This window comes from Ketogulonicigenium vulgare WSH-001 (genome assembly GCF_000223375.1).
In the GTDB taxonomy this organism is placed as follows: domain Bacteria; phylum Pseudomonadota; class Alphaproteobacteria; order Rhodobacterales; family Rhodobacteraceae; genus Ketogulonicigenium; species Ketogulonicigenium vulgare.
On sequence record NC_017384.1, the window covers coordinates 1747136 to 1766171 of the forward strand.

General features: G+C 61.6%; 20 protein-coding genes and 1 tRNA gene. 13 read left to right on the top strand and 8 right to left on the bottom strand.

What is annotated here, in order from left to right:
- Positions 1–10: 10 nt before the first annotated feature.
- Entirely contained in the window at positions 11–1207 is a 1197-nt protein-coding gene (locus KVU_RS08605; RefSeq protein WP_236953083.1) for an ROK family transcriptional regulator, read from the bottom strand.
- Between KVU_RS08605 and KVU_RS08610 the strand changes: the two genes are divergently transcribed.
- The 7 genes from KVU_RS08610 (at position 1206) to KVU_RS08640 (ending at position 7999) form a co-directional block, all read left to right on the top strand.
- Positions 1206–1370, top strand: coding sequence for a hypothetical protein (locus KVU_RS08610; protein WP_162467563.1), 165 nt, complete (start codon positions 1206–1208; stop codon positions 1368–1370). The genes KVU_RS08605 and KVU_RS08610 overlap by 2 nt on opposite strands.
- Before the next feature lie 101 nt (positions 1371–1471).
- Positions 1472–2725, top strand: coding sequence for an extracellular solute-binding protein (locus KVU_RS08615; protein ID WP_013384835.1), 1254 nt, complete (start codon positions 1472–1474; stop codon positions 2723–2725).
- Between the two features lie 9 nt (positions 2726–2734).
- On the top strand, positions 2735–3670 hold the full coding sequence (locus tag KVU_RS08620) for a carbohydrate ABC transporter permease (protein ID WP_013384836.1): 936 nt from the start codon (positions 2735–2737) through the stop codon (positions 3668–3670).
- A complete protein-coding gene (locus tag KVU_RS08625; protein ID WP_013384837.1) occupies positions 3667–4515 on the top strand; it encodes a carbohydrate ABC transporter permease in 849 nt (282 codons plus the stop codon). Before KVU_RS08620 ends, KVU_RS08625 begins: the two co-directional genes overlap by 4 nt.
- A 3-nt stretch (positions 4516–4518) precedes the next feature.
- Positions 4519–6036 carry an argininosuccinate lyase gene (argH, locus tag KVU_RS08630; RefSeq protein WP_013384838.1) on the top strand — a complete coding sequence of 506 codons (1518 nt, stop codon included), beginning with the start codon at positions 4519–4521 and terminating at the stop codon, positions 6034–6036.
- Positions 6036–7097 (top strand): ABC transporter ATP-binding protein, encoded by a 1062-nt coding sequence (locus tag KVU_RS08635; protein WP_013384839.1) that lies wholly within the window; start codon positions 6036–6038, stop codon positions 7095–7097. The genes argH and KVU_RS08635 overlap by 1 nt, the downstream gene beginning before the upstream one ends.
- Positions 7094–7999, top strand: a complete 906-nt coding sequence (locus KVU_RS08640) for a carbohydrate kinase family protein (protein WP_013384840.1) — start codon at positions 7094–7096, stop codon at positions 7997–7999. Before KVU_RS08635 ends, KVU_RS08640 begins: the two co-directional genes overlap by 4 nt.
- Positions 8000–8011: 12 nt before the next feature.
- Here KVU_RS08640 and KVU_RS08645 read toward each other — a convergent pair whose 3' ends face one another.
- The 3 genes from KVU_RS08645 to KVU_RS08655 all read right to left on the bottom strand — a co-directional run bounded on the left by KVU_RS08645 (position 8012) and on the right by KVU_RS08655 (position 10522).
- Positions 8012–9355, bottom strand: coding sequence for a TrkH family potassium uptake protein (locus KVU_RS08645; protein WP_013384841.1), 1344 nt, complete (start codon positions 9353–9355; stop codon positions 8012–8014).
- A gap of 3 nt (positions 9356–9358) precedes the next feature.
- Positions 9359–10021, bottom strand: a complete 663-nt coding sequence (locus tag KVU_RS08650) for a potassium channel family protein (protein ID WP_013384842.1) — start codon at positions 10019–10021, stop codon at positions 9359–9361.
- A 114-nt stretch (positions 10022–10135) separates the two neighbouring features.
- A complete protein-coding gene (locus tag KVU_RS08655) occupies positions 10136–10522 on the bottom strand; it encodes a pore-forming ESAT-6 family protein (protein ID WP_236953085.1) in 387 nt (128 codons plus the stop codon).
- Between the two features lie 315 nt (positions 10523–10837).
- Here KVU_RS08655 and KVU_RS08660 point away from each other — a divergent pair, with 315 nt between their 5' ends.
- Positions 10838–11260: a hypothetical protein gene (locus tag KVU_RS08660; protein WP_162467564.1), complete on the top strand. Its 423-nt coding sequence runs from the start codon at positions 10838–10840 to the stop codon at positions 11258–11260.
- A gap of 283 nt (positions 11261–11543) precedes the next feature.
- Here KVU_RS08660 and KVU_RS08665 read toward each other — a convergent pair.
- The 3 genes from KVU_RS08665 to KVU_RS08675 all read right to left on the bottom strand — a co-directional run bounded on the left by KVU_RS08665 (position 11544) and on the right by KVU_RS08675 (position 12480).
- A tRNA-Leu gene (locus KVU_RS08665) sits at positions 11544–11627 on the bottom strand.
- A gap of 107 nt (positions 11628–11734) precedes the next feature.
- On the bottom strand, positions 11735–11941 hold the full coding sequence (locus tag KVU_RS08670; protein ID WP_013384845.1) for a Pam3-gp28 family putative phage holin: 207 nt from the start codon (positions 11939–11941) through the stop codon (positions 11735–11737).
- Complete coding sequence (locus tag KVU_RS08675; RefSeq protein ID WP_013384846.1) at positions 11938–12480, bottom strand: glycoside hydrolase family 19 protein; 543 nt, start codon at positions 12478–12480, stop codon at positions 11938–11940. Before KVU_RS08675 ends, KVU_RS08670 begins: the two co-directional genes overlap by 4 nt.
- A gap of 150 nt (positions 12481–12630) precedes the next feature.
- Between KVU_RS08675 and tyrS the strand changes: the two genes are divergently transcribed.
- From tyrS to KVU_RS08700, 5 genes are all read left to right on the top strand, one after another.
- The gene (gene tyrS / locus KVU_RS08680) at positions 12631–13881 is read left to right on the top strand and encodes a tyrosine--tRNA ligase (protein ID WP_013384847.1); all 1251 of its coding nucleotides are present in this window, start codon (positions 12631–12633) and stop codon (positions 13879–13881) included.
- Positions 13882–13899: 18 nt separating this feature from the next.
- A complete protein-coding gene (locus tag KVU_RS08685; protein WP_013384848.1) occupies positions 13900–14328 on the top strand; it encodes a Fur family transcriptional regulator in 429 nt (142 codons plus the stop codon).
- A 1-nt stretch (position 14329) separates the two neighbouring features.
- Complete coding sequence (locus KVU_RS08690; RefSeq protein WP_013384849.1) at positions 14330–15202, top strand: DMT family transporter; 873 nt, start codon at positions 14330–14332, stop codon at positions 15200–15202.
- A gap of 87 nt (positions 15203–15289) precedes the next feature.
- Positions 15290–16564 carry a phosphopyruvate hydratase gene (gene eno, locus KVU_RS08695; protein WP_013384850.1) on the top strand — a complete coding sequence of 425 codons (1275 nt, stop codon included), beginning with the start codon at positions 15290–15292 and terminating at the stop codon, positions 16562–16564.
- A 13-nt stretch (positions 16565–16577) separates the two neighbouring features.
- Complete coding sequence (locus KVU_RS08700; RefSeq protein WP_013384851.1) at positions 16578–17006, top strand: cupin domain-containing protein; 429 nt, start codon at positions 16578–16580, stop codon at positions 17004–17006.
- On the opposite strand, the gene KVU_RS08705 is transcribed toward KVU_RS08700, so the two are convergent.
- Entirely contained in the window at positions 17003–19033 is a 2031-nt protein-coding gene (locus KVU_RS08705) for a ComEC/Rec2 family competence protein (RefSeq protein WP_060486273.1), read from the bottom strand. The two genes, KVU_RS08700 and KVU_RS08705, sit on opposite strands and share 4 nt — an antisense overlap.
- Between the last annotated feature and the right edge of the window lie 3 nt (positions 19034–19036).

The window sequence follows — 19036 nt, forward strand, 5'->3', positions numbered from 1 at the left end:
TCGTATCCTGTTATTGCCGCAGTGTTGCGGTCGTATTTTGATCCATGAATGGCATGGCTGCCGCGCCCAGCGCCGCCGTATAGGGGCCGGTCTGCGCCAGCATCAGACGCGGCAAACCGCGTGCGCTGCGGCTAGAGACGGTGACCGGCAACGGCTGGAGGCAATCGATCATCGCCTCGATGATCGGGCGCGGCATCAGCCCGCCGAGTGTTATCGTCTCGGGGTCGAAAATATTTTCTAAAATCGCCAGCACAGGAGAAAGCTGATCCGCTGCGCGGGCGATCCAATCCTGCAAGGCGGGGTCCTCAGCCGGATCAAGGCTGGCCAGCAGGTCAAGATCATCGGGCGCGCCGCGTGTCTCGCGCAGGAAATCCCGCAGCGCAAAGACCGAGGCCCGATCCTCGAGCGCCGCCGCCGCGCCACCCCCGCGCGGGGGCACGGCGATCTGGCCGATCTCGCCCGCATTGCCAAAGGCACCGCGCAAGGGGCGACCGTCATGGATCAAGCCAAGGCCCAGACCCACCCCGAAATACACATGACAAAAATCGCGCAATCCGCGCCCTACCCCGTGCAAGCTTTCAAAAACAGCCGCAGCGGTCGCATCGTTTTCATAGACAACCGTGCCAATGCCCGTCGCATCTGCAATCAGTGCCGCAGGATCGAGGCCCGCCCAGCCCTTTAGCGTTGCAGGCCCGACCGCGCTGATGCCCTCGATCTCGAACGGGCCGGGCATGACGACGCCCATGCCGATGATTTCGGGGGCACCCGCCTCGGATTTCAGCTTTTCGATCTGCGCGACCAGTGCGGCAATCACCGGCGCGGGGGCGGTATCGGCCAAAGGCACGATGCTGCGGGCCCGAATCGCCCCTGTCAGTGCCTGGAAAACAATCGCCAGATGGCCCGCCGCAATCTCGACCCCGAGGCTGACCGGCCCGCAGGGATTGAGGGCGAATTGACGGGCGGGCTGACCGCGCCCAACGCGCAGGCGGCCGGTCTCGATCACCATGCCTTCCAGCAGTAATTCATCGATAATATTGCCCACGGCCTGCTGCGTCAGGCGCGTATGGCGCGCCATAGCGGCACGGCCGATCTGGCCATGTTCGCGCAGTAAATTCAGCACCAGACTGCGGTTATGGGCGCGATTGCGTTCAGGGTTGGCGCCGATGGCACGTTTGCGTTTTTCTGTTGCGCCTTCGGCGGTTGTCATGGCGGAAACCATCCCCGTATCTCGTAAATACACCTGCCCGCCCATGGCCCGACTGACCAATTTCATATCGCCACAAGGGCCACAGGCAGAAGCTGCATTCTTTTTAGATGCAGGGCGAAAGGTAAAGGATCATAAAAATAACTCAAGTGAATTAAGTTATTGACAGAACGCCCGCCGATCCCGGAACATGAGGGGTGGAATGGCCCGGCGAATGGCCGTCTGAGAAAACCAAAGCGCCGCAGAGGAGCGCGGCCATCAGGAGGAATGAAGACGATGCGTAAACTGTCAAAGATCGCAGCGCTGGCCAGTGGTGTCAGCTTTCTGTCGGTCGGTGCCGCCTCGGCGGTCGAGATCGAATATTGGCAATATGTGTTTGATACCCGCGTCGCTGCGGTCGATCAGCTGATCACCAATTTCCAGGCGGCAAACCCCGACATCACCGTCAAGCATGTGACCTTCCCCTACGCCGATTACCCGACCCGTGTGGTCGCGGGCACGATGGCGGGCCAAGGCCCCGATGTGGTGCAATTCTTCTACGGCTGGCTGGATAACTTCATCGCGCAGGATCTGCTGCAGCCGCTGGACCCCGCCGTCTTCCCGGCGGCAGAGATCGAAGCCGACTTCTTCCCCATCGTTTCGGCCATGTCGCGTGATGGCAGCTATTACGGCCTGCCGACCGCCGTGCGCTCGCTGGCGCTGTTCTATAACAAAGACCGCATGACCGCCTTTGGTCTTGACCCGAACAGCCCCCCGACCACGCTGGACGAGCTGATCGCACAGGCTGCGGCCTCGACCGAACGTGACGGTGCCGGCAACTACACCTCGATCGGTCTGACGGTCGAGATGGGCGGTCAGGATCACCATTGGTGGCGCGAGGCGCTGGTGCGCCAGTTCGGCGGCGTGCCTTATGACGAGAATGGCGATGTCGCCTATACTTCGGACGAGGGCAAAGCCGCCTTCCGTTGGTATACGGAACTGAACACCGCGCAGCATGTGGGCGCGCCCGGCTTTATGGACGAGGGCCAAGCCGCCTTCCGTGCGGGCCTTGCGACCTTTACCATTGATGGCACCTTCCGTCTGGGTGGCTTTGCCGCCAACCCGTTCGAATGGGGCGTGACCGAACTGCCGGCGAATGCGGCAGGCGAACGTGGCAACTATTCGTCCTATTTCGCGAACGGCATCGGTGCCGACGTGACCGGCGAAGAGCTGGAAGCGGCACAAAAGTTCCTGGCCTATCTGTCGTCCGAAGAAGCCATGACGGTCTGGCTGGATGTCGTGGGCGAATTGCCTGCCCGCCGCACCACGGCGCTGAGCGAAGAGAACCTTGCGAACCCGATCTATGGCCCGTTCCTGCGCGGTCTGGAATACGCACATACCACGCGTTTCTATGACGAATCCGGTCAGCGCCAGATCATGCTGGATGCCGCGAACCGCGTCTTCCTAGAAGGTCTAAGCCCGGAAGAGGCGCTGGATATCGCAGGTCAGGCCGAACAGGCCATCATCAACGACCTACGCTAAGGCGCAGCTATGTCAGTGACAGATCCAAATGGGGCGGCAGAGGGCCGCCCCGGCCTCTGGAATAGGCTGGGAATTCGCACAAAGCATGTGCTTTGGGCCTGGGCCTTTTTGGCCATTCCCGTGCTGTTCTATGTCGTTATCCGCTTTTATCCGACGTTTGACGCCTTTTGGCTGTCGCTGACAGATGGAAATATCAGGCGGGGACCGTCTTTCATCGGGCTTGAGAACTATGCCCGAATGTATGCGGACCCCGTCTTTTGGAAAGTTTTCGGCAATACGTTTCTTTACCTGCTGATCGGCACGCCGGTCTCGTTGGTGATCTCGTTTACCATTGCTTATTACCTTGACCGCGTGCGGTTTATGCATGGTCTGATCCGGGCGCTGTATTTCCTGCCCTATCTGACCACGGCTGCGGCAATGGGCTGGGTGTGGCGGTTCCTGTATCAGCCGGTACCGATCGGAATGATCAACTCGTTCCTGACCTCGATCGGGCTGGAACAACAACCCTTCTTGCGCTCGACCGATCAGGCGCTGATGGCGGCGACCATTCCGGCCATCTGGGCGGGCCTTGGATTTCAGATCATCATCTTTATGGCGGGCCTGCGGGCGATCCCGTCCTCGTTCTACGAGGCGGCGCGGATCGACGGGCTGGGCGAATGGGCCATCTTGCGCAAGATCACCCTGCCGCTGCTGAAACCCACCACCATCTTCCTTGTTGTCCTGTCGTCCATCGGCTTTTTGCGGATTTTCGACCAAGTGCAATCGCTGACCGCCAATGATCCCGGCGGGCCGCTGAATGCCACTAAACCGCTGGTGATGCTGATCTATCAGACCGCATTTTCCAGCTTCCGCATGGGCTATGCCTCGGCGCAGACGGTTATTCTGTTCCTTGTGCTGCTGCTGATTTCACTGCTGCAACTGTGGCTGCTGAGGGACAAGAAATGAGCGCCTCGACCGAACTTGCCGCCAATCGGCGCAATATTCGCCCCGGCCGCGTGATCGCATGGACGCTGCTGATCCTCGGCGGTTTTCTGATGGCGCTGCCCATCCTTTATATGTTCTCGACCTCGCTAAAGCCCGCATCGGACACGTTCGATCTGCGGCTGATCCCGGCGGCGCCGACACTGGCGAACTATATCGATATTTTGCAAGACGGGCGGTTCATCCGCTGGTTCTATAATTCGATGATCATCGCGGTGGCGGTCACCGCCTCGAACGTGTTCTTTGACAGCCTTGTGGGTTACACGCTGGCGAAATTCGATTTTCGCGGCAAGAACATCGTCTTTATCGCCATCCTGTCGACCCTGATGATCCCGACCGAGATGCTGGTGATCCCGTGGTATATGATGTCGGCGAAACTGGGCTGGCTGGACAGTCACTGGGGCATCATGTTCCCCGGCATGATGACGGCCTTTGGCACCTTCTTGATGAAGCAATTCTTTGAAGGCGTGCCCAATGACTTCCTCGAGGCGGCGCGCGTCGATGGGCTGAACGAATTCACCATCTGGTGGAAGATCGCCATGCCCATGGTGCTGCCCGCGATTTCCGCGCTTGCGATTTTCACCTTCCTTGGCAACTGGACCGCGTTCCTGTGGCCGCTGATTTCGACCACGTCGCCTGATCTTTACACCCTGCCCGTTGGCCTGAACTCTTTCGCCGTGGGCGAGGCTGTCCGGTGGGAGCGCATCATGACCGGTGCCGCGCTGGCGACAATTCCGACCTTGCTGGTATTCCTTGCGCTGCAACGCTTTATCGTGCGTGGCGTGATGCTGGCCGGGCTGAAAGGCTAAGATATGTCGAACCCGAATGACCCGAGACTGACGGACGGATCGGTATTCCCCGATCCTGTCTATAAGGAAACCGTGCTGCGCCCGCTGTTTGACGGCGCAAAAACGCACCATGTCGCCGCCTTTGGCGCGATTGACCGCGCCCATCTGGTGATGCTGGCGGAAACCGGCATCCTGCCTGCCGCTGATGCGGGCAAGATCGCCGTCGCCCGCGCCGCGCTGGACACGGAAATCGACCCCGCAACGCTGACCTATACCGGCGAGGTCGAGGATTACTTTTTCCTGATCGAGAAAGAGCTGAAGGCCCGCGTCGGGGCAGAACTAGGCGGCCGCCTGCACACTGCGCGCTCGCGCAATGACATCGACCACACCTTGTTCAAGCTGGGCCTGCGGGCGCGGCTGAACCTGCTGATCGAACAGGCTATCGCCCTGCACGGCGCGATTGTGGCCAAGGCCGAGGCGGAATCGGCGACATTGATCGTCGCCTATACCCACGGCCAGCCGGCGCAACCCTCGACCCTTGGGCATTACCTGTCCGCCATGGCCGAGATCCTCGCCCGCGACATCCAGCGCCTGTTCGAGGCCTATCGCATCGTGAACCTGTCGCCCATGGGCGCAGCGGCGATCACGACCTCGGGCTTTCCGATCAACCGCGAACGCGTGGCAGAGCTGCTGGGCTTTGCCGCGCCTTTGCAGAATTCCTATTCCTGCATCGCCTCGGTCGATTACATCACATCGACCTATAGCGCGATGGAGCTGATGTTCCTGCACCTTGGTCGCCCGATCCAGGATCTGCAATTCTGGACCAGTTTCGAGGTCGGCCAGATCTATGTGCCGAACGCGCTGGTGCAGATCAGCTCGATCATGCCGCAAAAGCGCAATCCGGTGCCGATTGAACATCTGCGCCATCTGGCCAGCCAAACGGTGGGCCGCGCCCATTCTATGCTGACCATCATGCATAACACCCCGTTCACCGATATGAACGACAGCGAGGGTGAGACCCAAGAAACCGGCTATCAGGCGTTCGAGGTCGCAGGCCGCGTTCTGACCCTGTTGGCCGCGCTGGTGGCGCAGATCAAGGTCGATCCCGCGCGGGTCGCCAGCAATATCCGCAGGTCCTGCATCACGATCACCGAACTTGCCGACAGCACCGTGCGGCGCGAGGGCCTGTCCTTCCGCGAAGGGCATGAGATCGCCGCCGCCGTCGCCCGTGCCGTCGTCGCCGCCGAAGGTGATCTGACCACCGATGGCTATGCGCCCTTTGTGACCGCGTTCAAACACGCAACCGGCCGCGATCCGCAGATTGACGCGGCGGCCTTTGCCCAGATCACCTCGCCCGAGTATTTCGTGGCGGTGCGCGACCGCACCGGCGGCCCCGCCCCCGAGGCGCTTGCCCAGGCCATCAGTGGCTATAAAACCCAAAACGCGGGCTTTGCCGCCCAGCTTGCAACCCTTATCGCGACCCAAAGTGCGGCTGATGCCGATCTGGCAACCGCGTTCAATCTGTTGAAGGAAAGCGCCTGATGGCCAAAATCGAACTGGAAGGTCTGGTTAAAGACTATGGCAAGGTTCGTGCCGTCCATGGCATCGACCTGCAAATCGAAGACGGCGAGTTTGTGGTTTTCGTCGGCCCCTCGGGCTGCGGCAAATCCACCACTTTGCGCATGATTGCGGGGCTCGAGGATATCTCGGGCGGCGCGCTGAAAATCGGCGGCAAGGTGGTCAACCAGCTCGAGCCGAAACAGCGCAATATCGCGATGGTGTTCCAGAATTACGCGATCTATCCGCATATGACGGTCGGCCAGAACATTGCCTTTGGCCTTTATACGTCGAAACTGCCGAAGGCGGAAAAAGACCGCCTTGTGCGCGAGGCGGGCGAGACCTTGGGCCTGACGCCTTACCTTGATCGTCGTCCGGCGGCCCTGTCGGGCGGCCAGCGTCAGCGCGTCGCCATCGGACGCGCCATGGTGCGCAGCCCCTCGGCGTTCCTGTTCGACGAGCCTTTGTCGAACCTTGATGCGCAGTTGCGCGGACAAATGCGCATTGAAATCAAACGCCTGCACCAGCGCCTGGGCACCACCATCGTCTATGTGACCCATGATCAGGTCGAAGCGATGACCATGGCGGACAAGATCGTCGTCATGCGTGATGGGCGGATTTTGCAGGTGGGCAGCCCGCTGGACCTCTATGAAAATCCGGTCGATGTGTTCACGGCGCGCTTTATCGGCAGCCCGTCGATGAATGTGATCGAGGGGGAAAGCGATGGCGTGAACCTGCGTCTGGGCAACAGCACTCTGCCCGGTTTTGGTGCCAACCTGCCGGCGGGCAAAGTGATGGTCGGCCTGCGCCCCCATGACCTGAAGGTCGGCGTACCCGGCGATGCCACGCTCGAGGCCGTGGTCACCGCGATTGAACCGCTTGGCGCCGAAACGCTGGTGCATATGGAAGTGGCGGGTCAGCCGCTGGTCGGATCGGCCCCCGGCCGTGTCCTGCCCGTTGTCGGCAGCACCGTGACCGCATCGGTCACGCGCGGCGTGCTTTATGTGTTCGACGCACAAACAGAAAAGGCGCTAGGTCGCGCATGACGTCCAAGAATAATGGCGAGGGCGTCCTCAGCCTGGGCCGGATCTATGCAGATCTGGCCTTTGCCGAGCTTGACGCCCCCCCCACCCCCGGCCGCGAGGTCTATGCCCAAAGCTTTAGCCTGACACCTGGTGGCGGGGCGGTGATTACCGCCGCCCATCTGGTGGCGGCGGGGCGGCCCGCACATCTGCTGGCGCGCCTTGGCACTGACCCGATTGCTGTGGCCATCGCGTCTGAACTGACAGCGCTTGATCTTGATTTGACCTATGTCGAACGCGCCGCTGATGCCGGACCGCAACTGACCGTCGCGATTGTCACGCCCGAGGATCGTGCCTTTATCACCCGTCGCAGCCCGCGCGGCATGCCCAGCCAAGCGGCCGCCGCGCTGCATGGCGCAGGATTGCGGCACCTGCATATCGCCGAATATGCCACCCTGGCGGAGAATCCCGCGCTGATCGTGACGGCGAAAATGGCGGGTCTGACGATTTCGCTAGACCCCAGTTGGGACGAAAGCCTGATCCACGGCCCCGCCCTATTGGCGGCATCCAGCGGGGTTGATGTGTTCTTTCCCAATATGGACGAGGCCACCGCCCTTACCGGCAAGACCGCGCCCGCAGCCGCGCTGGACATTCTGGCGCAGCATTTTCCGGTCGTTGCGCTGAAATGCGGCAGCGCGGGGGCGATGCTGGCGGTTGGCAGCACGCGCTTTAGCGTCACGGCGCCAAAGACCGTTGTCGTCGACACGATCGGCGCGGGCGATTCATTCAATGCGGGCTTTTTGGATGCATGGCTCTCTGGCCTTGCACCCGAGGAAGTCCTGCGCCGTGCGGTGCAGCGCGGCTCGCAATCAGTGATGGCCGCAGGTGGCACAGGCTGCCTGTCACAGATGAAATCCGCAAGCTAGGGCCAGATCCCGCTACCCGATATGGATCCGCTCTTGCGGGTAGCGGACACGCGGCGACAATTGCGTCGCGAGGAAAAAGCCCAAGGTCAGCGGCCCAAGGCGCCCGATGAACATAATCACCATGATCACGCACCGCCCGAAATCATTCAGTTCGGGCGTGTAGTTGCGCGACAGGCCCGTGGTGCTAAAGGCGCTGGCCACCTCGAACGCGATGTCGAGGAAATGGCCATCATGCGACAGCGACAGCAAAAACACCCCGCAAAACACCAGCACCAGGCTGACGGCCACAATCGCCATGACCTTCAGCACCTCGTCCGGCCCGATGCCACGGCCAAAGATATGCAGCTGAGTCTGACGCCGGAAAAAGGCGATGGTGGCCAGGATCATCACGACAAAGGTCGTGACCTTGATGCCGCCCGCCGTGGATGTCGCCCCGCCCCCGATCAGCATCAGCGAGATAAACAGCATCGCCGTGCTGTCGTGGATGCCGCTGATATCCAGCGTATTGAATCCCGCCGTGCGCGGCGTGACGCCCTGAAACCAACTGGCGGCGATACGCGGCCAGATGCCATCAAGGCCGCCCAATGTCGCGGGATTGGTCCATTCCAGCGCGGCGAACATCAGCACCGACCATGGGATCAGCACGGCCGTCCCCGCCAGCATGATCCGCGTGTTCAGCGACCAATAGCGCCAGCGCCGTTTATAGATCAGGTCATGCAGAACGAAATAGCCGATGCCGCCGGTGATAAACAGCGCTGGGATCACCAAATTCACGATGGGATCCGCGACATACTCCATCAACCCGGTGCGAAAGATAGAAAAGCCCGCGTTATTGAACGCGCCGATACCGTGAAAGATCGCCGCCCAAAGCCCCGGCCAAAAGCCAAGGTCAGGAATAAAGCTGAGGCAAAGGATGGCGATGCCGACAGCCTCGATCGCAAAGACGACGACTGCAATGCGCCGCACCAACCGCCCGACGCGCCACAGGGCGTTTTGTTTTAGATCCTCGCGCAAGTAAGCCTCGCCCATCAGGCCGACAGGACGCCCGACGATTTCCAGGATCAGGACGGCAAAAGTCATCAACCCCAGCCCGCCCAACTGCACCAGCGTCACCAGCACCGCCTGCCCCAGCAACGACAGATGCGAGCCGACATCAACCACCGCCAATCCCGTGACCGTCACCGCCGAGGTTGCCATGAAGAACGCATCCGACCAGCGCATCGGCATGGCCTGCGCCATAGGCAGCATCATCAGGCTCGCGCCCATGGTGATGGTGGCGATATAGATCCCCGCGACAACCAGCGGCGGGGGCAGCGATAAAAACCGCGCCGCCCAGCCTTTGACGGCGGTTTTCACGGCCTACAACCCATCAGAAAAAGCCTGCAGCACGACGCGCCTGCCCAGCAGGATCAGCTTGTCATTGGGGGCAAACCGCAGGTCGGGATTGGCAATGTCCAACTGTTGCGTGCCGCGCATCGCGGCCATCAGGCGCGGCTCTTCCCGCCCGACAAGGCCCAAAGACTTTGGCGTTGCGCCGTCCAGTGCCTTGGGCAGTTCAATGCTGACAACATTGAACCCATTGCCGAGGCTGACATAATCCTGCACCACCGGATTGTTCAGCATCTGTGCGATATGGCGACCCATTTCCTGTTCCGGCAAGATGACACGATCCGCACCGATTTTCACCAAAATCCGGTGATGCACGCGGCTGGCAGCCTTGACCCAGACGGTTTCCAAACCCAATAGCCGCAGGTTCATCGTGGCGAGGATGCTGGCCTCGATATTCTGGCCAATCGCCACCAGCGCCACGTCATAGCGGTCGACGCCGGCCTCGCGCAGGGCAATTTCATCGGTCGCATCCAAAATCAGCGCGGTCGGCAGCACGGATACCATCTGGGCGACCCGGCGTTCGTCCAGATCAATGCCCATGACGCGATTGCCAAAACGGGCCAGCTCGGACGCGACAGCGGCGCCAAACGCGCCCAGCCCGATGACGACAAAGGATTGTTCAGTCCGCGCCATAACCCGCCCCTTTAAACTTTCTTCTTGCTAGCATCGCGGGATGCGAAATGAAATCACCAGATCGCATGCAAAAAGGGCCCCCGAAGGAGCCCCTTTCCTGCGCGAATGGCAGATTTAGTTCGGCAGCGACGCGCCAGCCTGTTCGACCATGCTGCCCAGCTGTTGGCAAAGGGCGGCAACATCGGTGCCTTGGCCGGTCGCGGCATCGGCCAGCGACATTTCAGTGCCCGACACGGCAATCGTGCCTTCCTTGCCGGCGGCATAAGCGGCCTCGACAGCGGTCGGATCGCTTGCGGGCGGCAGGACCTGCAGCAGGCGCTCTTGCACCTCGACGGCGGTGGATTCGATATGGCCTTCGGCCGCGCAATATTCCAGCACGCCCAGTTGATTGTTAGCAGCGGCGACAGCCTCGTCCATGTCAGGCATCGCAGGCGCCTGTGCAAAAGCCGAGGTTGCGATCATAGCAGCGGCAGCAGTTGCCGCGAAGATTTGGAAGCGCAATTGTCTTACTCCATTTTGCAAATTCATGCTTGCAACACGAGACTGGCACCGCGCCTGCACGGCAGCAATGTGGGTGTCCTTGACGGTGATGTGACGGCGTGTTCTCGCTATTTCGGCACGAATTGCGAGCGACATTTTGCCAGCCGATCAACTTTTCGTGGACGGCACATGATGTCGCTCTTGCGTATATTTTCGCGGCTTTAGCGGCACGGGGCTGGGCAATGCAGGGTCGAAACCGTTGCAATCACTTGCGATAGCATGAACCCTCACATACGCGTGATCATGATGTCATGATCAGACGAAGGAATTATACTTATGAAGAAGTTACTTGGCCTGCTTGCCCTATGCGCCTTGGCGGCATGTGTCGACGCAGACGGTCGCCACGTTCTAGGCGTAAGTGACGAGCAGCAGACTTTCAGTTTGACCCTGACCGGTCAGGGAACCGACGGCGCGAGGTGCTGGGCTGAAGGACATGAAGGGACGTCCGAGAGCCTCAACGATGTCTTTGGCCGCCCCCAAGTGCGGATGAAAGGTGCCATCCAGACCGGTCACGTCCGCTGTCGCATGGCTGACGGCACAACATATATGTCACTGATAAATCAGACCGTTGGTCTGGGCTGGTGGAGCAATATTGCCATGGTCCGCTATGTCGAGGGCAGCATGTTTCTGCGGGCGACAATGGATGTTCCGCACGGGCGGCGCATTTACCAGTCCGGTATGATCCGCCTGCCATCGTAAAGCGATGATAGCGCAACACGCCAATAGGATTGGCGTGTTGCGCAGCATCCGATATTTCGGACATTTCCACGGCCTGCCCTGCCGTCCGCCTATCTAGCTAGGCACGGCTACAGGTGATCAGCCCAATATAGAGGGGTGCCCTGAGGTCACGACGAGCTGCGATAGCCGTCTGAGCGAACCGATGCGCAAGACGGCATAATACAACCGATATATCGTCTGTCATTCCATCAAAAATTGACAATTCCCCAGCCGTCAGATTGACCGTCGCATTCAAGGAAACTGATGGTGCGGGCGGCCGGACTCGAACCGGCACTCCTCTCGGAAACAGAGTTTGAGTCTGTCGCGTCTACCATTCCACCACGCCCGCATATCCCTGCGTTTAACGATCCGCGCGGCGCAGTTCAACCAGATTCCAACGCCGTAGATGCCATGTTCCGATCCCAAAGACAGGGTCTGCCGCAAGGTCATCCCGCCTTAGGTGCGCCAGCCCCAGCGCTTGGCGAGGGCATAGAACCCTTCGGTCAGCGCCGCCGTTGCCGCACCCAGCACGATCGAGGCCTGCGCGATCACCTGCGGATCGCTGGCAAAGGCCGTGGCCCCCTCGGGCGTCAAAATGCCATAGCTGACCAAGCCGCCCGCAATATAACGCAGCGCGATGCGAACAAAAGGCGCGGTATTCATGCCGATTTCCTTTGTGTAAGATATTGAAAAATTTTGACGATCCAGGGCACAGGGGCGGGATTTACCGCGCGCAGATAGCATTCGGCGATCACGGCGATATCGGCGGCGCGATCCAGCCCGTTCACCACGCGGCGCGCCTCGTAAAAACCGTGGCGGGTGCCATGCACGTATTCGCCCAGCTTTTTGCCGGTGAACCAACCCTCGACCATGCCGCGCACCAGAATCGCAGCTGCGATCTGCGGATCGCGGGCCAGATCGGGATCGGACAGCAAATCGAGCCCGAGCCGCGCACCCGCTTTGCGGTAATTCGCCTCCCAGGTCAGCTGCACAAAACCGCGGCTATGCCAAGGGTAATAGCGCAGGTTCCTGCGCCGCCAGGTATCGGACAGCCAATAGGCCTCCTCGACCGGTTCCATGGTGCGGTTCGTCTCCCAATAGGCGGTTGCCAGGACATAGGCGGTCTGGGCCGCATCCAACGCCTGCGCGCGGCAAACGGCCAGAATCCGGCCCGTCTCGCCGAGGTTCAGATCAATAGCCATCGCCGCCCCCATGCTTTGCAGATGGGTCGAAATCTAGCGAGGGCGCGTTAAATAGCGGCGGCGTGCCCGCGCGTTGCGTGAAACAACGGCTTTTCCTGCCCGCCGCACCGACTTATAGAGAGGGCCTGAACTTAATGTCGGATGAGGAAAATGACCTACACACCAAAGTCGGAATTCTTGGCAGTGATGATCGAGCGCGGCTATATCGCCGACTGCACGAACTATCAGGCCCTGGATGCAGCCCTGATGTCTCAGGTCGTCCCGGCTTATATTGGCTATGACGCGACCGCCGCGTCATTGCATGTGGGTCACTTGCTGAACATCATGATGCTGCGCTGGCTGCAAAAGACCGGCCACCAGCCGATCACCCTGATGGGTGGCGGCACGACAAAGGTGGGCGATCCCAGCTTCCGCAGCGACGAGCGCCCCCTGCTGACACCTGCCAAAATCGACGAGAATATCGCCGGTATGCAGCAGGTCTTTGCCCGCTTCCTGCGCTATGACGACAGCGCGAACGGCGCCAAGATGCTGAACAATGCCGAATGGCTGGACAGCCTGAACTACCTTGAATTCCTGCGCGATATCGGTCGCCATTTCAGCGTCAACCGCATGTTGTCGTTTGAATCGGTGAAATCGCGTCTGGATCGCGAACAATCGCTGTCCTTCCTCGAATTCAACTACATGATTTTGCAGGCCTATGACTTCCTCGAGTTGAACCGCCGCTATGGCACGCTGCTGCAGATGGGCGGGTCGGATCAATGGGGCAATATCGTCAACGGCATCGACCTGACGCGCCGCGTGATCGACAAGGAAATCTATGGCCTGACCTCGCCGCTGCTGACGACGTCGGACGGCAAAAAGATGGGTAAATCCGCAAACGGCGCCATCTGGCTGCGTGGGGATATGCTGTCGCCCTATGAGTTCTGGCAGTTCTGGCGCAATTCGACCGACGCGGATGTCGCCCGCTTCCTCAAGCTTTATACCGAGCTTCCGGTCGCGGAATGTGATCGTCTGGGCAACCTTGGCGGGTCGGAGATCAATGCCGCCAAGATCATCCTTGCGAACGAGGTCACGACCCTCTTGCACGGTGCCGAGGCCGCAGCCGCAGCCGAGGCCACCGCCCGCGAAGTGTTCGAGAACGGCGGCGTCGGTGATGATCTGCCGCAACTGGCCCTGAGCGTGGATGAGGTCGGCGACGGCATCAGCCTTGCGCAACTGGTCGTGCGTTCGGGTCTGGCCAAAACCGGCAAGGACGGCAAGCGTCTGATCGCCGAAGGCGGCCTTAAGGTGAATGACGAGACGACGGTCGATGCCGGCCGTCTGTTCACCGCCGCTGATCTGGAAGTGCCGGTCAAACTCTCGGCCGGCAAAAAGCGCCACGCGCTGGTTAGCATTTCCTAACGTCTAGGGGGGTAGCTTATGGCACATTCGATCCTCGGCCGCTGCGAGGCGCAGGGCCTGCGCCTGACCGACCAACGCCGCACCATCGCGCGGATTTTGGAAGGGGCCGATGATCACCCCGATGTGGCCGAGCTGCACGCCCGCGCCGTGGCGGTCGATTCGCGTATTTCCATCGCCACGGTTTATCGCACGGTCAAACTGCTGGAAGAGGCCGGCATTTTGGAACGTCACGAGTTCGGCGATGGCCGCGCCCGTTACGAGGATGCCGACCGCGACCACCACGATCACCTGATCGACATGCATTCGGGCGAGGTTGTCGAATTCATCGACCCCGAGATCGAGGCCCTGCAAGAGGCCATCGCCCGCAAACTCGGCTATCGCCTTGTCGGCCACCGCCTTGAACTATATGGCCTGCGCGACAGCCAATCCCCGGAAAAGAAGACCTGAATTGAACAATTTTCGCGCGGCCATCCTGCTCACCCTCGCGATGGCAGGATTTGCCGTCGAAGATGTGATGTTCAAACTGGCGAACCAATCGCTGCCGCAGGGTACGATCCTGACCATTGTCGGCTTTAGCGGCGCATTGGTCCTAGCGATCGCCGCCACGATCCGCCGCGAAAATGTGTTCTCGCGCGACTTTTTCCACCCCTTCGTCATCTTGCGCAATGTGACCGAGATGATCGGCACCGCCTGTTTCGTCATGGCGATCACAACCGTGCCGCTGACCTTGGCCAGCGCCGTTGCACAGGCGCTGCCGCTGGCGGTGATGGCCGGTGCCGCGATTTTTCTGGGCGAGAAAGTCGGCTGGCGGCGCTGGGCGGCGGTCGGTGTCGGCTTTATCGGTGTGATGGTCATCGTGCGTCCGGGTCTCGAGGGGTTCAACGTCAGCACGCTTTGGGCCGTTGCCGCGGTGATGGCGATGGCGGTGCGCGATGTGATCACCCGCCGCGTGCCCGATCATATTGCCTCGCTGCCGGTGGCCAGCTGGGGCTTTATGTTCGCGGGTTTTGCGGGTCTTGTGATCGCTGCTGCACAGGGGGAATTGCCGGTGCCGCAAGGGATGCAATGGCTGCCGGTGATGACCAGCATGACCGCAGGGATTGGCGCTTATGTCGCGCTGATCATCTCGTCCCGGATTGGCGAGATTTCGGCCGTCATCCCCTTTCGCTATACGCGCCTGCTGTTCGCGATGATTCTGGGCGCGCTGGTGTTTGGCGAGCGTCCGGACACCTGGACACTGGTCGGATCGGCGCTGATCGTGGGTTCGGGCCTTTATGCGATCTACCGTGAGCGCAAACGCGTGCGCGAAGCGCGCAGCTAAGCGCTAACGCTTGGTGCCAAAACTCTTTTCCGTGCCGTCAATGCGGGGTAAGACACCCCCGACACAGGCGCCAACGGGAGTTTTGCCATGAGCAGCATCGTCGACATCCAAGCCCGCGAAATCCTTGATAGTCGTGGCAACCCCACGGTTGAAGTTGATGTGCTGCTGGAAAGCGGCGCATTTGGCCGCGCGGCGGTGCCCTCGGGCGCATCGACCGGCGCACATGAGGCCGTTGAAAAGCGCGACGGCGACAAGTCGCGCTATGCCGGTAAAGGCGTCCTCGAGGCTGTCGCCGCCGTCAATGGCGAGCTGGCCGAAGAGCTGGTCGGCCTTGACGCGACCGAACAAGAAGACATCGACGCGCTGATGATCGAAATCGACGGCACCCCGAACAAGGGCCGCCTCGGCGCGAATGCGATCCTCGGCGTCTCGCTGGCGGTGGCAAAGGCAGCGGCCGAGTTCACGAACCAGCCGCTGTACCGTTACATCGGCGGCACCTCGGCCCGCACCCTGCCCGTTCCGATGATGAACATCATCAACGGCGGCGAACATGCCGATAACCCGATTGATTTCCAAGAATTCATGATCATGCCGGTGGCGGCGGACAATATCCGCGACGCGATCCGCATGGGCGCCGAAGTTTTCCACACGCTGAAAAAAGAACTGCACCAAGCGGGCCTGTCGACCGGCATCGGCGACGAGGGCGGCTTTGCACCGAACATCGCCTCGACCCGCGAAGCGCTGGATTTCATCCTGCGCGCGATTGAAAAGACCGGCTATACGCCCGGCCGCGACATTTACCTCGCGCTGGACTGCGCCTCGACCGAATATTTCAAGGACGGCAACTACGTCCTCTCGGGCGAGAATCTGGTGCTGACCCCCGAACAGAACGCGGATTATCTGGCGAAACTGGTCGCGGATTACCCGATCATCTCGATCGAAGACGGCATGGCCGAGGATGATTGGGCCGGTTGGAAGCTGCTGACCGACAAGATCGGTGACAAGGTGCAACTGGTCGGCGACGATCTGTTCGTGACCAACCCGCTGCGTCTGACCGACGGGATCGAGCAGGGTGTTGGCAATTCGATGCTGGTGAAAGTGAACCAGATCGGCACCCTGTCGGAAACGCTGCGCGCCGTCGATATCGCCCACCGCGCCCGCTATACCACCGTGATGTCGCACCGTTCGGGTGAAACCGAAGACACCACGATTGCCGATCTGGCAGTTGCAACGAACTGCGGCCAGATCAAGACCGGCTCGCTGTCGCGTTCGGACCGCCTCGCAAAATACAACCAGCTGATCCGGATCGAGGAAATGCTGGGCGCGGGCGCTGTCTTTGCAGGCCGCTCGATCCTGCGTTGATTGGCCTGCGCTAATGACCGCTGATGCGATCATCGCCAAGCTTGGCCTCCAGCCCCATCCTGAAGGGGGCTGGTTCCGCCAGACATGGCGCAGCGATGCTGAGGACGCGGGCAACCGCCCCAGCGGCACCGCGATCTATTTTCTGCTGAAAGGCGGCGAGGTCAGCCATTGGCACAAGGTCGACGCGGCCGAGATCTGGCTGTTTCACGCGGGCGCGCCGCTGGTGCTGTCGATCGCAGCGACGACCCAAGGCCCAGCGGTCGATCACACCCTTGGGGCTGATCTGCTGGCGGGCGAGGCGCCGCAGCTGATCGTGCCCGCCCATCACTGGCAGGCGGCACGCTCGACCGGGGATTACACGCTGGTCAGTTGCACCGTCAGCCCCGGTTTCCAGTTCGAGAATTGGGAACTGGCCGCGCCGGATTTCGATATCCCGCGCTAGCGGATCCACAGGCGCTGGCCGGAGCTTTCGGCCACGCTTTCCAGCCTTAGACCCTGTGCCGTGGGCCAGCCCGCAACCGCGCCGCTGTCGCGCAAGGCGCGGCGGTCGAACACGCGGCAACCTGTGATCGGTGGCAGGTCATGCGCCGCGATGACAATATCCGCGCCGCCACAATCCGCAGCCGCCCGCACCGCCGCCGCCGTTGTCAGATGTAAGATGCGCTGGCCGCCGACTTCAGCCACTAGGCGCCCGTCCTGCCTCGTAAATCCAGGGCGTTCAAAGGCCTCGGCTTGCGCGACCATCTCGCCATCGGACAGCAGCCAGTTGCTGGCCGCATAGCCCGCACCGCGCGGCTTGGAAAACACCCGCCCCTCTGGCCCCAGCACCGCCACCGCCGCCCCGTCGGACGAGATCAGCAGCGCGGGCCGCTGCGTCGCGCCCCATAGGGTCAGCGCGAGCACAACCACCGGTGCGCCCAGCCACCGCCCCCAGCCGCGCCACAGCACAATCCAAATCGCGCCCAACGTCAGCAATGGCATGACAGCGGGCTGCGGCGTAACAGCGGCGGACACGGCATAGGGCCAAGCCGCGATCACCTCGGCCACCCACAGAATCCAGCGGGTGCCTTGCTCGGCCACCCACAGCGCGGCGGGGCCAAGACCCACGGGCCACAGGATCAGCGCCAAAATACCCGCAGGCATGACCAGAAAGCTCATGGCGGGCTCGGCCAGCATATTCGCAGGCAGGCTGTAATGGGCGATGCGGTTGAAACTCGCCGCCGCATAGGGCCCGGTCGCCAGCCCCGCGACCAACGAGACGCCCATCGGCAACAGCAGCCACCCCAGCGCCCGCCAGCGCCGCAAGCCCGGCCAGCGCGCGCGGGCAAGGCGCAGCGTGTCAAACATCACCACAAGCCCCACCACTGCCGCAAAGGACATCTGGAACCCGGCGTTCAACACCGCCTCGGGCCGCAGCACCAATACCAGCGTGGCCGCTAATGCTACGGTGTTCAGCGAGATCGCCCGCCGATCCAGCAACACCGCGATCAGCGAGACCGCGACGGTAATGAAAGCGCGTTCCGTCGCGATATCGCGGCCCGCAAGCGCAAGGTAAAACGCCGCAACCGGCAGCGCGACCAACGCCGCCAACTTTTTCGACGACACCCGCAGCGCGACGGGCGGCACCAGCGCCACCACGCCGCGCACCAGCGCAAAGACGAACGCCGCCAGCAGCGCCATATGCACGCCCGAAATCGACACGAGGTGATAAAGACTGGTGTCCCGCATCCACTGATTGACCGCAGGCGATAGCCCTTGGCGATCCCCCGTCAGCACCGCCGCAACAAAGCCGCCAGCATCCCCCGCGATATGGTCGCGGATTGCGCCGGACATCCGCATTCGCAAGCGATCAATGAACAGATCCTGCGCGGCGGTGGGCATCGCGTCGACCACGGGATTGGCGGTATTGCCGACCGCGCCCAATTGTTCAAACCAGGCGTAGCGGCGAAAATCAAAGCCGCCCGGCTCGACCGGACCATTTGGCGGTGTCAGGCGCGCCGTCATCCTAACAACGGTGCCCGGCGTCTGGTCAAAAAATCCCTGCCGCCCGCTGAGGCTGACCCGCACCTGTGCCGGCGTCTGATGCGGGGCGACGCGGTTCAATACCACCTGATCCATAGTCAGCCGCATCGCGCCCGCCTGATTGGCATCGACCGCCACAATGCGCCCCATAACTGGCCCGTAATAGTCGCGCGACAGCACTGGCGCCTCCAGCGTATAGCCCCGCAGCGCCGCCAGCAAAAACCCCAGCGCGACCAATACGACCGCCCCGCCCGGCACGTTGCGCAGCGCGGCACCGCCGATCAACAGCATCACCACCGCCGCGTAAATAGCCAGCCCCGGCTCGGCCCGCAGCGCCAGCCAGGCCGCCATCCCCGCACCCAGCAGCACCGGAATCCACGGCAGCAGCGCGCCCCGTTGATCATCTATCACGCGCACCAGCGCATTGCGAAAGGCCGTGCCCCGCACTTG

What these genes read in the sequence shown, in the direction of transcription:
- KVU_RS08675 (WP_013384846.1), bottom strand. Translation starts at nt 12,480, where the DNA reads ATGGCTATTGATCTGAACCTCGGCGAGACGGGCCGGATTCTGGCCGTT.
- tyrS (WP_013384847.1), top strand. Translation starts at nt 12,631, where the DNA reads ATGACCTACACACCAAAGTCGGAATTCTTGGCAGTGATGATCGAGCGC.
- KVU_RS08615 (WP_013384835.1), top strand. Translation starts at nt 1,472, where the DNA reads ATGAAGACGATGCGTAAACTGTCAAAGATCGCAGCGCTGGCCAGTGGT.
- KVU_RS08640 (WP_013384840.1), top strand. Translation starts at nt 7,094, where the DNA reads ATGACGTCCAAGAATAATGGCGAGGGCGTCCTCAGCCTGGGCCGGATC.
- KVU_RS08700 (WP_013384851.1), top strand. Translation starts at nt 16,578, where the DNA reads ATGACCGCTGATGCGATCATCGCCAAGCTTGGCCTCCAGCCCCATCCT.
- KVU_RS08620 (WP_013384836.1), top strand. Translation starts at nt 2,735, where the DNA reads ATGTCAGTGACAGATCCAAATGGGGCGGCAGAGGGCCGCCCCGGCCTC.
- KVU_RS08670 (WP_013384845.1), bottom strand. Translation starts at nt 11,941, where the DNA reads ATGAATACCGCGCCTTTTGTTCGCATCGCGCTGCGTTATATTGCGGGC.
- eno (WP_013384850.1), top strand. Translation starts at nt 15,290, where the DNA reads ATGAGCAGCATCGTCGACATCCAAGCCCGCGAAATCCTTGATAGTCGT.
- KVU_RS08610 (WP_162467563.1), top strand. Translation starts at nt 1,206, where the DNA reads ATGGCGGAAACCATCCCCGTATCTCGTAAATACACCTGCCCGCCCATG.
- KVU_RS08650 (WP_013384842.1), bottom strand. Translation starts at nt 10,021, where the DNA reads ATGGCGCGGACTGAACAATCCTTTGTCGTCATCGGGCTGGGCGCGTTT.
- KVU_RS08625 (WP_013384837.1), top strand. Translation starts at nt 3,667, where the DNA reads ATGAGCGCCTCGACCGAACTTGCCGCCAATCGGCGCAATATTCGCCCC.
- KVU_RS08660 (WP_162467564.1), top strand. Translation starts at nt 10,838, where the DNA reads ATGAAGAAGTTACTTGGCCTGCTTGCCCTATGCGCCTTGGCGGCATGT.
- argH (WP_013384838.1), top strand. Translation starts at nt 4,519, where the DNA reads ATGTCGAACCCGAATGACCCGAGACTGACGGACGGATCGGTATTCCCC.
- KVU_RS08685 (WP_013384848.1), top strand. Translation starts at nt 13,900, where the DNA reads ATGGCACATTCGATCCTCGGCCGCTGCGAGGCGCAGGGCCTGCGCCTG.
- KVU_RS08605 (WP_236953083.1), bottom strand. Translation starts at nt 1,207, where the DNA reads ATGACAACCGCCGAAGGCGCAACAGAAAAACGCAAACGTGCCATCGGC.
- KVU_RS08635 (WP_013384839.1), top strand. Translation starts at nt 6,036, where the DNA reads ATGGCCAAAATCGAACTGGAAGGTCTGGTTAAAGACTATGGCAAGGTT.